Below are 12919 nucleotides of genomic sequence, written 5' to 3' on the forward strand. Positions count from 1 at the left end.
GACGGCGGGCCCGTCGCTCCCCCACCGGGGGCGGCGGGCCCGCCGTGCGCGGTCCGGCCGCCGTCAGCGGCCGACCATGCCGCCGGTCAGGTCGACCGTGGTGCCCGTGGAGACGGGGGCCAGGTCCGAGGCCAGGAACGCCGCCATGTTCCCGACGTCCGCCAGCGCGGGCCAGCGGCCCAGCAGGTTGCGGGCGGCGGAGCGCTCCTGCCAGCCCGCCTGCCGGGCCGGCAGCTCGGGCAGGCCGGTCGCCATCGTGCTCTCCATGCTGCGGGCCGCCTCCGGCGATCCGGCGGAGTGCAGGCAGAGCACCCGTACGCCCTGCGGCCCGAGTTCGGCCGCGAGGGTGCGGGCGAATCCCTCGACCGCCGCCCAGGCCGGGCCGAACCCGGCGGTGTAGGGGTAGGGGACGCGCGCGGGCGCGGCGGTCATCATCATGATCGCGCCCCGTCCGCGCGGCACCATCCGGGCCGCCGCCGCGTTGGCGGTGACGAACTGCGCCTTGGTGAAGTCGATGAGCGGCAGCGCGAAGTCCTCGAAGGACAGCTCGCCGAGGGCCGCGCCCTGGGCGCCGCCGGGCCGCCGGGTGGAGGTCGCGCAGAACGAGACGTCGAGGCCGCCGGTCCGCTCGACCACGGAGTCCAGGAAGCCCTCGACCGCGTCCCGGTCGAGCGCGTCGACCTGCGCGGTGACCAGCGAGCCGCCCTCGGACTCCACGTCGTGGGCCAGTTGCTTGAGCCCGGCCTCGCCCCGGCCCGCGACGAACACCCGGGCGCCTTCCCGGGCGAAGGCCCGGGCCACCGCGCCGCCGACCGCCCCGGCGCCGTAGACGACCGCCGTCCGGTCCGTCAGCAGACTCTCCATCAGGTCTCCCCTTCCCCTGCGGCGGGACCGGACAGCACCGACCCGCGAAACTCCGGCACCGCCCGGTGGACGGGCACACCCGGTCCACGCTAGGCACCCCCCGGGCCGTCCGTGCCCCGAGCCGGCCCCGCTCCCGGATGTCACCGCAGGTCGGAAGGGGTGCCGGCCCGCCCGCCCGAAGGGGTGGGCACCGGCCCGCCGCGCTGACGCACGCCCGTTCGCCCCGGTCGGCCGCCCGCGCGCCGGGAGCCGGATCGCGGAGGTTCGTCGGAGATTCGTCGGAGGTTCGGGCGAAACCCCTTGCGCAATGGTCAAGAAACGTTGACCATTACTTCCGTGCCCACCGACGACGATCTTCCCGAGACGTTCCACGTCACGACGGACGAGCAACTGCGCGCCGTCTCCAACCTCACCCGCCACCGGATCATGGCCGTGCTCCGCTTCGAACCCGCCACCATCACCCAGATCGCCGAGCGGGTCGGCCTCGCCAAGGGGAGCTCCAGCTACCACGTGCGGCTGCTCGAACGGGCCGGCCTGGTGAAGGTGGTGCGGACCAGGAAGGTCCGGGGCGTCACCGAGCGGTACTACGCCATGGCCGCCCGGGGGATCGTGCTGCCCGACCCGGGCGAGGGCGGGCCGGACGTGCTGATGCGCCACGCGGTGGCCGACCTGGAGTCCTCGCCCGCGGACGGCGAACGGTACGTGCGGATGGCGCACCTGCGGCTCACCGAACGGCAGTTCGCCGAACTCGGCGCCCGGCTGGAAGCGTTGGCGGACGAGTACCGCGCCCTCTCCGACCCCGCACTGCCGGACGCCTCGCTGGTCCTCGCCCTGTTCCACCCCGCGCCGCGCGCCGGGGCGGGGGCCGAGGCAGGGGTAGAGGCCGGAGCCGAGTCCGAGTCCGAGTCCGGGGAGGGCTCCGCATGACCACCGACGCAAGGAAGTTGCCGCCCGGGTTCGGCCGGCTGTGGACCGCGCAGACCGTCTCCTCGCTCGGCGACGGGGTGATGCACGCCGCGCTGCCGCTGCTCGCCCTGACCCTGACCCGGGACCCGCTGGCGCTCGCCGTCGTCACGGCCGCCGGGACGCTGCCCTGGCTGCTGCTCGGCGTGCTCGGCGGCGCGCTGGTGGACCGCTGGGACCGCCGGCGCACCATGGGGATCGCGGACGCCGCCCGCGCGGCGCTGCTCGCGGTGGCCGCGGCGGCGGCCGCGCTCGGCCTGCTGAGCGTTCCGCTGCTCGCCGCCGTCGCCTTCCTGCTCGGCGTCGGCGGGCTGTTCTTCGACACCGCCGCCACCGCCTACCTGCCGGAGCTGCTCCGGCGCGACCCCGCGCTCCTGGAGCGGGCCAACTCCCGGCTGCGCGGCGCCCAGACCGCCATGTCCGGCTTCGCCGGGCCGCCCGCGGGCAGCGCGCTGCTCGCCCTCGGGCGGGCGGTGCCGCTGCTGGCCGACGCGGTGTCGTTCCTGCTCTCCGCGCTGCTCGTGCGCACCCTGCCCGCCGGGCCCCGGCCGGTGCCGGCGGCCCGCGAGTCGCTGCTCCGGCAGGCCCGGGCCGGCGCCTCGTACGTCTTCCGGGACCGGGTGCTGCTCGGGCTGGCGCTCCGCCCGGCGGTCGGGAACGTCGCCTTCCTCGCGGTGGAGACCGTCCTGGCCCTCTTCGCGCACGACCGCCTGGGCGTCGGCACCTCCGGCTTCGGCCTGCTGCTCACCGCGGAGGCCGTCGGCGGCCTGCTCGGCTCGGCCGTCGCCTCCTTCCTGGGGCGGCGGCTCGGCACCGGCACCGCGCTGACCTGCACCGCCGGGCTGGAAGGTCTCGCCGTCCTGGGCCTGGCCGCCGCGCCGAACCCGTACGCGGCCGGGCTGGCCCTCGCCCTCTGCGGTGCCGGGATGGGCGCCACGATGGTGCTCGCGCCCTCCCTCCGGCAGGCGATCGTGCCGCCCCACCTGATGGGCCGGGTCGCCTCCACCTCCCGGATGCTGGCCATGTGCGCCGCGCCGCTGGGCGCCTTCCTGGGCGGCTGGCTGGCCGCCTCCCACGACGTCCGCACCCCGCTGTACGCCGCCGCGTTCCTGCTGCTCACCATGACGGCCGTCACCGCCTCGATGACCGGCAACCGCCGGATCGAGGCGGCCCTGCGCGCCGCCGCCCCGGCCGCCGGGGGCCACGGGCCGGAGCAGCCCGGACCCGCCCCGGTCGAGGGCGGGTCCGAGCCGGAGCCGACGCTCACCGCGGGCGGCGGTCGCTGAGGCGCCGGAGCCGCCGGGCGGCCGGGGTCAGTGGGCGACCGGGACCAGGGCGCGGTCCTCCGGGGGCCGGGGGCGTCGGGCCGGGCCCCCGGTGGTGGTGGCGGGGGCCCGGATGAAGGTGAAGGCGAGCAGGAACATCAGGGTGGCGGCGAGGGAGTCCAGCCAGTAGTGGTTGGCCGTTCCGACGATCACGGTGAGGGTGACCAGGGGGTGCAGCAGCCAGAGCCAGCGCCAGCGCGAGCGGGTGGCCGCGATCAGGCCGACGGCCACCATCAGGGCCCAGCCGAAGTGCAGGGAGGGCATCGCGGCGAACTGGTTGGAGAGGTGGTCGGCGGTGGGCGGGCCGTAGACCGCGGGCCCGTAGAGCCGGCCGGTGTCCTCCAGCCCGGTGGAGGCGAGCATCCGGGGCGGGGCCAGCGGGAAGGCGAAGGGCAGGATCAGGGCGGCCGAGGTGACGGCGGCCAGCACCCGGCGGGCCCAGACGTAGTGGGCGGGGCGGCGGAGGTAGAGCCAGACCAGGAACAGCCCGGTCGCGGGGAAGTGGACGGTCGCGTAGTAGACGTTCGCCAGGTGCACCACCGTCTCGTCGCGCAGCAGCAGGTCCTGCACGGCGCCCTCGCCGGGGAGGTGGACGGTGCGCTCCAGGCCCCAGACCCGGTCGGCGTTGTGGAAGGCGGCGGCGGTGTGGCCGATGGCCAGTCGGCGGCCGAGTTTGTAGACCGTGAAGAGCCCGAGGACGAGCAGGAGTTCCCGGAGCACCGGGGGCCGGGGTATGTCTCCCGCCGGGGCCCCGGCGGAGTCCGTCGCGGTGCGCAACCGCTCCCCCTTACTGGCGGGCGGCCCGGTCTCCCGGGTCCCGCGTGCGAGTGCCGATACGCTGACGTATCGATACAGTCGCGTATCGATACGTTGGTGGAGTGTACATACGACCGTTGCCGCCCCGACACCCCGGGGACGGCGGCACGACACCGCGCCCCGGGCGGGGCGGGCGGAAGGTGCGGGAGGTGAAGGGCGTGCGGGACGAGGAGCCGGTCTGCGGCTCGACCCGGTCGAAGATCACGTCCGAGCGGGAGCGGGAGTTCTTCGAGGCGGTGCTCGACGAGATCCGCACCGGCGGCTACGAGGCCGTCACCATGGAGGGCGTGGCCGCCCGCACCCGGTGCGGCAAGTCGACGCTCTACCGGCGCTGGCGGACCAAGGCGCGGTTCGTCGCGGCGGCCCTGCGGGCCCGGCGGGAACCGCGGTGCGCGGGCATCGACACCGGTTCGCTGGCCGGCGACCTGCGCCGGGTGGCCGCGGCCACCGGGACCTGGTCCGACCGGGACACCGCCCTGCTCCAGGCCCTCGGCTACGCGGTGATGACCGACAGCGACCTCCGGGACGCGGTGCGGGAGACGGTGATCGCCCCCGAGGTCGCGGCGCTGGAGGAGATCCTGCGGCGCGGCGTGGCCCGCGGCGAGGTGCCGGCCGACCACCCGGCCCTCGCGTTCGTACCGGACATGATCTTCGGCGCGACCCGGATCAGGCCGCTCCTCTCCGGCCGCCCCGCCGACGCGGACTACCTGCGGCGGTACGTGGAGTCAGCCGTCCTGCCCGCGCTCGGCCTGTCCTGACCCGGAGCGGCGCGGGGCGGACACGGAGCGGACACGGAGCACCCCGGCCCGTCCCGGCGCGTGGTCGCCGGGACGGACCGGGGTGCGGTCCGGTGGTGGGTCAGGAGGTCGGCATCAGGACGGTGTCCACGATGTAGACGGTGGCGTTGGCGGTCTGGACGTTGCCGCACAGGACCTTGGAGTTGCCGTTGACGGTGAAGTCGGGCTCGGAACCGGCGACGGTGAGGTCACCGCCCTCCAGGGTCTTGTGGGTGCCGGCCAGCGCGTTCGGGGCCAGCCGCTCGGGGGCGACGTGGTAGGTGAGCACCTTGGTGAGCTTGGCCTTGTCGGCGAGCAGCGCGTCCAGGTCGGCCTTCGGGATCTTGGCGAAGGCGTCGTTGGTGGGCGCGAAGACGGTGATGTTCTGCGCGGAGTTGAGGGTGTCGACCAGGCCGGCCTGCTTGACCGCCGTCACCAGGGTGGACAGCAGCGGGTTGTTGGAGGCCGCGGTGGCCACCGGGTCCTTGGCCATGCCGGAGAACGACCCGGCACCGTCCTTCGGCACGGCGGCACAGGCCGCGCCGAACGGCTGGTCGGCCATCGCGGAGGTCGAGGGGGTGCTGCTGGACATCGCCGCGGAGGACGAAGCCGCCGAGGCGGAGGTGGACGAGGAGCTGGAACCGCCGCTGCTGCTGCACGCCCCCAGGGTGAGGGTGAGGGCACCGGTGGCGAGCAGGGCGGTCAGGGTGCGGCGACGGGTGGTGACGGACATGGCAGGAATCTCCTCGATACAGGTGAAGTGGTTTTGATGGAAAGGTTGATGACGGTTCGTCAGGTGCGTGGTGGTCAGGTACGTGGTGGTCAGGTGACGGTGACGACGGTGCTGTGCCAGCCCGTCGCCCCGGCGGGGAACGGCGCGGCGCGCTGCTCGGGCTGCACGGCGCCGGCGGCGTCGGTGGCGCGCACCTCGATCCGGTGGGTGCCGGGCGGGGCGCCCGCCCAGCGGTACGACCACTGCCGCCACAGGTCGGGCCCGGCGTCGGCGGCCAGGTCGGCCTGCTGCCAGGGGCCGCCGTCGACGCGGACCTCCACGGCCGCGACGCCCCGGTGGGTGGCCCAGGCGGTGCCCGCGACGTCCACGTCCCCGGCGGGGACCTTCGCGAACGGGGCCGGGACCTCGATCCGGGAGGCGGTGCGGACGGTGCCGGTGCGGTCCCAGCCGCGCCGCACCCAGTACGGGTCGAACGCGGCGAAGGTGGTGACCTCCAGCTCCACCAGCCACTTGGTGGCGGAGGTGTAGCCGTAGAAGCCGGGCACCACGCTGCGGCAGGGGAAGCCGTGCGCGACCGGCAGCGCCTCGCCGTTCATGGCGACGGCGAGCAGGGCGCGCCGCCCGTCCAGGACGGACTCCAGCGGGGTGCCGATGGTCATGCCGTCCTGCGAGCGCCCCACCAGCTGGTCGGCCCCGGCGCGGACCCCGGCCCGGCGCAGCAGCGCGGGCAGGGCGGCGCCGAGCCAGCGGGTGGTGCCCACGTAGGGGCCGCCGACCTCGTTGGAGACGCAGGACAGCGTGTGGTCGAGCTCTTCGAGCGGTTCGCGCAGCAGCTGGTCGAAGGTGATCGACTGCGGGTGGTCGACCAGGCCGTGGATGCGCAGCGCCCAGTCGCGCGGGTCGATCCGGGGCAGGGTGAGCGCGGTGTCGACCCGGTAGAAGTCCGCGTTCGGGGTGGTGAACGGGGACAGGCCCGGCACATTGGGGTGCACGGCGGCGGGCAGGGGCGGCAGCGGGCGGGTCGGCGCCGGGAGGCGGACGGCGTCGCGGGCGGCGGTGACGTCGAACCGGCGGTCCGTCAGGACCCGTCCGCCGACTCCGGCCAGCGCGCCCGTCGCGAAGGTCGCGGCGGTGGCGGTCAGGACGGTGCGACGGCCGATCGGCGCGGGCGCGGGCGCGGGGTCCGTGGTCCGCTGCTCCGCCGGCTCCAGCCCCTCCGCCGGCTCCCGCTCTTCCGCGGCCGGGGGCGGAGCGGGGGTGGTGCGCCGCTGGAGCCGGGCCAGGATCAGGACGGTGGCCGCGCCGACCAGTCCGGCGACCAGCGACGGGGCGCAGTCGGCCGCCGCCGCGCCGGGCCGGGAGAGCGCGGCCCAGGCGCCGAGCCCGCCGAACGCCCCGAACACCGCGGCCCCGGCGAGCGGGCGGCGCACCGCCAGCAGGCCGGCCAGCGCGGCGAGCAGGGCCATCGTCAGGTAGATGCCGCCCAGCAGCACCGCCTTGTCGTGGGTGCCGAAGGTGCGGACCGCGTACTCCTTCAGCGGAGTGGGCGTCAGGTCGATCGCCGCCGACCCGACCGCGATCACCGGCGCGCTGCGCGCCCCCACCGCGTACGCGGCCAACTCCCCCGCGCCCAGCGCCGCCGCTGCGGCGGCCAGGCCGATCGCCGCCGCACCGAGGGTGCGGGCGATGCGCCGGCGGCGCGGGTGGCCGGACGGTGCGGCGGAGGGGGTCGGCTGATTGGTCACATCAGCACTTCGGGGCCCCGGTGGCCCCGGATTGGTCGGACTGCCCCACTCGCCCGATCGAGTGAACCGGGCGCGCTGCCGGAACAGTTCAGCGCGAAGCCGGTCCAACCGTTCCGACCTGCGGGTTCCCGGTCGCGGGCGCGGCCTGCCAGGCGGCCTCGATCATCCGGAAAATCTCGTCCAGGGCGGCGTCCGGGTCGGCGGCCGTCCGAGCCAGGGCGTGGGCGTCGACCGCGAACCGGGCGAGGGCGCGGACGGCCGTGGTGCTGCGCGGGGGGCCGGGGTCGGCGGCGATGGCGGCGGCCAGCGATTCGGCGTGGCGCAGCCGCATCGTCTCCTCGTACTGCCGCAGCGCCAGCGAGGAGTTGATCATCCGCCAGATCGGCGCGGTGCCGTCGGCGGTGCAGTGCCGGACGAGGGCGCGGACCTCGCGGTGCAGGGCGGGGACGAGCGGTTCGCCGGGGTCGCGGTCGGCGACCGCCCGGACGAGGCGCTGCTCGAAGTCCGCGTCCTGTTCGAAGACCAGGGCCTCCTTGGCGGCGAAGTGGGAGAAGACGGTGGTCACCGCGACGTCGGCCTCGGCGGCCACGTCGCGCAGGCCGACGGCGTCGTAGCCCTTCTCCAGGAAGAGCCGCAGGGCGGTGTCGGCGATCTTCTGGCGGGTGGCGGCCTTCTTGCGTTCGCGGCGGCCGGTCGGCTCGGTCATACCTTTACCCTAGCAGCTAGTAAATGACAACTGTTTCAAAAAGCTAACCGTTAGGGTTAGTGTCGTCCGCATGAAGAAGATGGTCTTCGCCGAGTTCGGCGGCCCCGAAGTCCTGCACCTGGTCGACGCCGAGGAGCCCCGCCCCGGGCCCGGCCGGCTCCGGATCGCCGTGCGCGCCGCGGGCGTGAACCCCGTCGACTGGCGGATCCGCGAGGGGCAGGCGCTCAAGGCCCATCCGCTTCGCCTGCCCTCCGGGCTCGGGCTGGACGCCGCGGGGGTGGTGGACGAGATCGGCGAGGGCGTCACCGGGGTCGCGGTCGGCGACCGGGTCTTCGGCGAGGGCAGCAGCACCTACGCCGAGTTCGCCGTGCTCTCCGCCTGGGCCCCGATGCCCGACGGGCTGACGTACGAGGAGGCGGCCGGCTATCCGTCCGTGGTGGAGACCGCGCTGCGGGTCCTGCGTGAGGTCGGCGTCCGGCCCGGGCAGCGGCTGCTGGTCAGCGGCGCGGCCGGCGGGGTCGGCTCGGCCGTGCTGCAGATCGCCCGCGACCGGGGCATCGGGGTGGTCGGCACGGCCGGCGCCGACAACCAGGACTACCTGCGCTCCCTGGGGGCCGCCGCCACGACCTACGGCGACGGATGGGTCGAACGGGTGCGCCGGCTCGGCCCGGTCGACGCGGCCCTCGACCTGGCCGGGGCGGGCGTGATCCGCGAACTCGTCGCCCTGACCGGGGACCCGCGGAAGGTCGTCTCCATCGCCGACCTCGGCGCGCCCGAGCACGGCGTCCGGTTCTCCGACACGGCCGGCAGCGTGCCGGAGGCGCTCGCGGCGGCCGCCGACCTGATCTCCCGGGGCCGCCTCCGCATCCCCGTCACGAAGTCCTACCCGCTCGCCGACGCGGCGGCGGCCCACGCCGACAGCCGGGCCGGCCACACCCGCGGGCGGCGGGTCCTGGTGGTCTGAAACGCTCCGGGCGCCGGGGCCGGGTCCGCACCCGGCCCCGGGGCAGGGCGGTCAGCCGCCGTCGTCGACCCGGAGGCGGACCTGCTCCTCCAGCCGGGCCAGGCTCTCGTCCAGCTCCCGTTCGACGGTCTCCGGCGCGGGCCCGGCACCGTCCTCGAAGAAGGAGAGGTGGATGGTGACCTGGCTCGTCCCGGTGTCCAGCCCGGCCACCTGGAGCCACCCGGCGTACCGGCCGTCGTCGCGGGTGCCCCACTCCATCCGCAGCTGGTCCTGGCGGGTACGCAGCAGCCCGCGCTCCTCGGTGCCGCTGCGGTCCTCGTGGACGGTCACGGCGGGCGGGTCGTCGACCCGCACGTGCAGGTCGCGGGGCATCCAGGCGTCCAGCCGCGCGGGGTCGGTCGCCTCGTCGAAGACCGGCTCCGGGAGGGCCGGCATGGTGCGGGAACGTTCGTACTCGGTCATCGGCAACTCCTCGGGTGGTGTCCGGGCCGGGGCCCGGGGATCGGCGTCGGGATCAGTCCGGCGGTTCGTCCCCGCCGTCGGCCTTGGTGGTCTCCGCGGCCTCGCGGTCCGGGTCGGAGGTCGGCTCCTCGGTCGGGTCGCGGCGCTCCTCGCCGCCGACCGGGACGATGTCGGGCACCTCGATGCCGTCCGGGGGCGGCAGGTCGGGCGTCTTGGGTGCTCGATCGGGGTCGGTCACGGCGGGTTCCTTCCGGTCCGTCACGTCCGCCGGTCCTTCCGGCTCACCGCGCGGATGCCCCGACGCGGACGGTCCACTCATGATCCGTGCCCGCGGCACCGCACGCCCGGCCCCCGGCGGGCCGGGCTGTTTCGCCGCCCGAACCGCCGGGCACGCGCGACCGGCCGGGCGCGGGCGGCAGCGGACCGGCGCACCGACGGGTCGGCTGATCGAGGAGGCGCGGTGGACGGGCGGGAGCGCGGGGCGGGTGTCGTGGTGGTCGGGCAGATTGGCCGGGACCTGGTGCTGCGGACGGACGGGCTGCCGGAGGCCGGCGGGTCGGCCGACGTCGCGGAGCGGTGGGAGGGCCTGGGCGGCAAGGGCGCCAACCAGGCCGTCGGCCTGGCGCAGTCGGGCGTGCCGGTGCGGCTGGTCGGCGTGGTGGGCGAGGACCGCGCGAGCGCCCTGGTGTGGAAGGTCGCGTACTGGATGTACTCGGCCTTTCGCCCGGTGCGGCGAGAGGGCGTGCCAGGCGTCGTGGGGCAGACGGGGGTGTGAAGACGGGCCCTAGCACCTGCCCCTGCCCGGCGCGCACCGGGGCGGTCGGCCGGACCGGCGGTCAGGGGTTGCGGCGGGCTCAGGGGTTGCGGCGGGCTCAGGGGTTGCGGCGGGCGAGGGAGGTGCTGAGGGCGGTGGCGAACAGGCACCAGGCGGCGTAGGGGGCGAGCGCGGCGGCGGCCGCGGGGTCGTGGCGTGCCGTCCGCCGGATCAGGTGCAGGTTGTCGGCGTCGAGCAGCAGGCTGCCCGCGACGCCCGCGGCCGGGCTGCGGAGGCCGAAGAAGAGCCAGGTCCAGCCGGCGTTCAGGACCAGGTTGGTGCCGTAGGCGGCGGCCAGGGCGGTGCGGTCGCGGCCGGCCGTGCGGTTGAGGGCGTGGCCGGCGCTCCAGGCGAAGGAGGCGTACAGCGGTGTCCAGACCACCGGGAAGGCCCAGGACGGCGGCTGCCAGGCGGGTCTGTCCAGCGAGCGGTACCACCGGCTCGCCGGGCCGGTGGCCCGCGCGCCCGTCCAGGCCGCCGCCGCGGTCGCCGCCGTGGCCGCCGCGTACGGGAGCGCGTGCCGGGCCTTCGCCATCCGGGTCGTCCAGGTCTGTCGCATGGTCTCCGTATGTCCGGCCGGGCCCGGTCCACACGCCGGGTGCTACCGGGTCGGGTCGGCGTCCTGCTCCGGGTCGGCGTCCTGCTCCGGGTCCGCTCCCTCGGGGCCGCCGCTCACCAGGGCGACCAGTCCGGCCCGGCCGTTGCGGCGCAGTTCGCGGCGCTGGCGGACCGCGCCGTTGCCCTCGGTGAGGAGCCGTTCGAGCAGCGGGACGACCCGGGAGGTGTCGTCCGCCTGCCGGAGGGCGGGGGCGAGGGTCTCCAGGACCTGGTCGATGACGGCCGGCGGGGAGTCGAGGGTGCCGGTGAGGGGGTTGTGGAGCCGTTCGGTGCAGCCGTGGCGGGCGGCGTGCCAGACGGCGGCGGCCAGCGCCTCGGGGTGCGGGGCGGGGCCGGCCGGGAGCCTGTCCGGGTCGGCGAGGAACGTGGTGGCGACCGCCCGGAGCAGGCCGGTCAGCATCACGGCCTCGTCGGTGCGGAGTTGGACGTCCATCGCCCTGACCTCCAGCGTCGGGTAGCGCTCGGAGAGCCGGGCCTGCCAGTAGAGCTGGCCCACGTCGCCGATCAGTCCGGTGTCGACGAGCGCGTGGATGCGCGCGTCGTAGTCGGCGGCGCCGTCGAACAGCGGGGGCACGCCGCTGACCGGCCAGCGGCTGAAGACCACGGTCCGCCAGGAGGAGAACCCGGTGTCCACGCTGTTCCACATCGGCGAGTTGGCCGCCAGCGCGACGATCAGCGGCAGCCAGCGGCGCAGGCCGTTGAGCAGAGCGACGCCCGCGGCGCGGTCGGGCACGCCCAGGTGGACGTGCATGCCGGTGATCAGCTGCTCGTCGGTCAGCTGGGCGGCGTGCGCGCGCAGGGCGCGGTAGCGGGGGGTGTCGCTGACCGGCACCGACAGCCGGTCGGCGAAGGGCGCGGCACCGGAGGCCGCCAGCAGGCAGCCGTGCTCGCCGGCGGCTGCCGAGAGCGCGCGGCGCAACCGTTCCAGGTGCGCGGCGACCTCGTCGAGCGTCCGGCAGACCGGGGTGGCGACCTCCAGTTGGGCCTGGAGCAGTTCGCGCTGCACCTCCGACGCGTCCAGCTCCGGTTGCAGGTCGGCCAGCTGCCGCACCTGCTCCGCCCGCGCCACCGGCACGCCGGTGGCGGCGTCCAGCAGCAGGTACTCCTCTTCCACACCCACGGTCACCATGGACAGCGGCTACCCCCGTGGGGGGTGTCCACGCACCGCTCCCGGGGCGGGAATCCGCCGCGCGAGGACGGTCCGGGCGGAGGGACGGAACGGCCCCGGGCGGCCCGGCTCCGGGCGGCGCGCGGCCCGGCGGCGCGGTCGTGAGAGAGGCACCATCACGGCGGTGGCACGGCAGCGCACCACACCCTCCCGGGTGCACGCCCACCGCCTCGGTGGCGGCGCACGGCCGCGAGCGGCGGCCCCTGTCGGTCCGGGGGCCGCCGCTCGCGGCGGTGGGTGGTGCGGGTCGGTCAGTCGCGGTGCTGGGTGAAGGCATCCTTGGCCCGGTCCAGCAGGGAGGCGAAGGGGCCCACCGTCCACTGGAGGGCGGGCTTGCCGGCCGTGCCGGGGTGGGGGTGGGTCGGCGCGAGGCGTTCGGCCGCGAGCAGGCGGCGGCCCATCGTCCGGCGCTGCTCGACGTCGTACGCGGCCCGCAGCGCCGGGAACTCCTCCGTCTCCTCGTGCTGTGCGTGCGCCTCGACCGCCTGCTGGAAGTCGATCAGCCGGGCGTCGAACTCGGCGCTCGTCACGTCCAGCTTCTCCAGCTCCAGCAGGGCGCGGTTGGCCTCGGCCTCCTCCGCGTTGCGGGCCTCCGCCTCCGGCTCCCCCGCCGCGCGCTTGGCGGCGGGCCGCACCACCATCTCCTCGCCGGTCTCGTGGACGGCCAGCAGCGCCCGCAGCTCGTCGAACGCCTGCTGCCGGTGCTCGCCCCGGGCGTCCCGCACGTCCGCGAACAGCCGCCGGATCCGCTCGTGCTGCGCCAGCAGGACCTCGACGACGTCCTCCCGCGGCTGCGTCGTTCCCGCCCCGGTGCCGGTGATCGTGTCGGTGGTCATGGTCTGACTCCTCTCGTGGCCGGACTCTGTCGGCGGTCGTCTCACCCGTGGGCCCCCGGTCAAACGGCCGTCGATCGGGTGACGGCCGCCGCGCCGCGCCGACGGGCGCTCAGAACCGGTGCGGCGAAC

15 protein-coding genes are annotated in these 12919 nt (G+C 75.9%); 5 read left to right on the plus strand and 10 right to left on the minus strand.

Translation table 11 applies throughout. The features are described 5' to 3' along the window. Positions 1 to 63: 63 nt before the first annotated feature. Positions 64 to 864 carry an SDR family NAD(P)-dependent oxidoreductase gene (locus K353_RS04730; RefSeq protein WP_111552289.1) on the minus strand — a complete coding sequence of 267 codons (801 nt, stop codon included), beginning with the start codon at positions 862 to 864 and terminating at the stop codon, positions 64 to 66. Positions 865 to 1200: 336 nt separating this feature from the next. On the opposite strand from K353_RS04730, the gene K353_RS04735 reads away from it, so the two are divergent. Both K353_RS04735 and K353_RS04740 read left to right on the plus strand, forming a co-directional pair. Next, positions 1201 to 1791 carry a transcriptional regulator gene (locus K353_RS04735; RefSeq protein ID WP_233533376.1) on the plus strand — a complete coding sequence of 197 codons (591 nt, stop codon included), beginning with the start codon at positions 1201 to 1203 and terminating at the stop codon, positions 1789 to 1791. Next, positions 1788 to 3113, plus strand: a complete 1326-nt coding sequence (locus tag K353_RS04740; protein WP_111552290.1) for an MFS transporter — start codon at positions 1788 to 1790, stop codon at positions 3111 to 3113. Before K353_RS04735 ends, K353_RS04740 begins: the two co-directional genes overlap by 4 nt. Before the next feature lie 27 nt (positions 3114 to 3140). On the opposite strand, the gene K353_RS04745 is transcribed toward K353_RS04740, so the two are convergent. Then, positions 3141 to 3929, minus strand: a complete 789-nt coding sequence (locus K353_RS04745) for a phosphatase PAP2 family protein (protein WP_111552291.1) — start codon at positions 3927 to 3929, stop codon at positions 3141 to 3143. A gap of 188 nt (positions 3930 to 4117) precedes the next feature. Here K353_RS04745 and K353_RS04750 point away from each other — a divergent pair, with 188 nt between their 5' ends. After that, positions 4118 to 4726: a TetR/AcrR family transcriptional regulator gene (locus tag K353_RS04750; protein WP_111552292.1), complete on the plus strand. Its 609-nt coding sequence runs from the start codon at positions 4118 to 4120 to the stop codon at positions 4724 to 4726. A 100-nt stretch (positions 4727 to 4826) separates the two neighbouring features. On the opposite strand, the gene K353_RS04755 is transcribed toward K353_RS04750, so the two are convergent. From K353_RS04755 to K353_RS04765, 3 genes are all read right to left on the minus strand, one after another. Further along, a complete protein-coding gene (locus tag K353_RS04755; protein WP_111552293.1) occupies positions 4827 to 5477 on the minus strand; it encodes a fasciclin domain-containing protein in 651 nt (216 codons plus the stop codon). An 89-nt stretch (positions 5478 to 5566) separates the two neighbouring features. Further along, positions 5567 to 7222 carry a molybdopterin-dependent oxidoreductase gene (locus K353_RS04760; RefSeq protein ID WP_111552294.1) on the minus strand — a complete coding sequence of 552 codons (1656 nt, stop codon included), beginning with the start codon at positions 7220 to 7222 and terminating at the stop codon, positions 5567 to 5569. A gap of 88 nt (positions 7223 to 7310) precedes the next feature. After that, complete coding sequence (locus tag K353_RS04765) at positions 7311 to 7928, minus strand: TetR/AcrR family transcriptional regulator (protein ID WP_111552295.1); 618 nt, start codon at positions 7926 to 7928, stop codon at positions 7311 to 7313. 70 nt (positions 7929 to 7998) lie between these two features. Here K353_RS04765 and K353_RS04770 point away from each other — a divergent pair, with 70 nt between their 5' ends. Then, positions 7999 to 8892 carry an NADP-dependent oxidoreductase gene (locus K353_RS04770; protein WP_111552296.1) on the plus strand — a complete coding sequence of 298 codons (894 nt, stop codon included), beginning with the start codon at positions 7999 to 8001 and terminating at the stop codon, positions 8890 to 8892. A gap of 51 nt (positions 8893 to 8943) precedes the next feature. On the opposite strand, the gene K353_RS04775 is transcribed toward K353_RS04770, so the two are convergent. Next, positions 8944 to 9354 carry an SRPBCC family protein gene (locus K353_RS04775; RefSeq protein WP_111552297.1) on the minus strand — a complete coding sequence of 137 codons (411 nt, stop codon included), beginning with the start codon at positions 9352 to 9354 and terminating at the stop codon, positions 8944 to 8946. Positions 9355 to 9406: 52 nt separating this feature from the next. After that, positions 9407 to 9592 carry a hypothetical protein gene (locus K353_RS04780; protein WP_146616394.1) on the minus strand — a complete coding sequence of 62 codons (186 nt, stop codon included), beginning with the start codon at positions 9590 to 9592 and terminating at the stop codon, positions 9407 to 9409. A 222-nt stretch (positions 9593 to 9814) separates the two neighbouring features. Between K353_RS04780 and K353_RS04785 the strand changes: the two genes are divergently transcribed. Next, the gene (locus tag K353_RS04785; RefSeq protein ID WP_111552299.1) at positions 9815 to 10129 is read left to right on the plus strand and encodes a PfkB family carbohydrate kinase; all 315 of its coding nucleotides are present in this window, start codon (positions 9815 to 9817) and stop codon (positions 10127 to 10129) included. A gap of 97 nt (positions 10130 to 10226) precedes the next feature. Here the strand turns inward: K353_RS04785 and K353_RS04790 are convergent, their stop codons facing one another. From K353_RS04790 to K353_RS04800, 3 genes are all read right to left on the minus strand, one after another. Next, positions 10227 to 10727, minus strand: coding sequence for a TspO/MBR family protein (locus K353_RS04790; protein ID WP_111552300.1), 501 nt, complete (start codon positions 10725 to 10727; stop codon positions 10227 to 10229). 42 nt (positions 10728 to 10769) lie between these two features. Continuing rightward, positions 10770 to 11915, minus strand: coding sequence for a glutamate--cysteine ligase (locus K353_RS04795; protein ID WP_111552301.1), 1146 nt, complete (start codon positions 11913 to 11915; stop codon positions 10770 to 10772). 290 nt (positions 11916 to 12205) lie between these two features. Further along, complete coding sequence (locus K353_RS04800) at positions 12206 to 12790, minus strand: hemerythrin domain-containing protein (RefSeq protein WP_111552302.1); 585 nt, start codon at positions 12788 to 12790, stop codon at positions 12206 to 12208. Between the last annotated feature and the right edge of the window lie 129 nt (positions 12791 to 12919).

It is taken from the genome of Kitasatospora sp. SolWspMP-SS2h, assembly GCF_003259315.1.
Lineage (GTDB): Bacteria > Actinomycetota > Actinomycetes > Streptomycetales > Streptomycetaceae > Kitasatospora > Kitasatospora fiedleri.

Excerpts from the sequence above, each read along its gene's own strand:
- K353_RS04730 (WP_111552289.1), bottom strand. The coding sequence starts at position 864 with ATGGAGAGTCTGCTGACGGACCGGACGGCGGTCGTCTACGGCGCCGGG.
- K353_RS04740 (WP_111552290.1), top strand. The coding sequence starts at position 1,788 with ATGACCACCGACGCAAGGAAGTTGCCGCCCGGGTTCGGCCGGCTGTGG.
- K353_RS04755 (WP_111552293.1), bottom strand. The coding sequence starts at position 5,477 with ATGTCCGTCACCACCCGTCGCCGCACCCTGACCGCCCTGCTCGCCACC.
- K353_RS04765 (WP_111552295.1), bottom strand. The coding sequence starts at position 7,928 with ATGACCGAGCCGACCGGCCGCCGCGAACGCAAGAAGGCCGCCACCCGC.
- K353_RS04770 (WP_111552296.1), top strand. The coding sequence starts at position 7,999 with ATGAAGAAGATGGTCTTCGCCGAGTTCGGCGGCCCCGAAGTCCTGCAC.
- K353_RS04775 (WP_111552297.1), bottom strand. The coding sequence starts at position 9,354 with ATGACCGAGTACGAACGTTCCCGCACCATGCCGGCCCTCCCGGAGCCG.
- K353_RS04790 (WP_111552300.1), bottom strand. The coding sequence starts at position 10,727 with ATGCGACAGACCTGGACGACCCGGATGGCGAAGGCCCGGCACGCGCTC.
- K353_RS04795 (WP_111552301.1), bottom strand. The coding sequence starts at position 11,915 with ATGGTGACCGTGGGTGTGGAAGAGGAGTACCTGCTGCTGGACGCCGCC.
- K353_RS04800 (WP_111552302.1), bottom strand. The coding sequence starts at position 12,790 with ATGACCACCGACACGATCACCGGCACCGGGGCGGGAACGACGCAGCCG.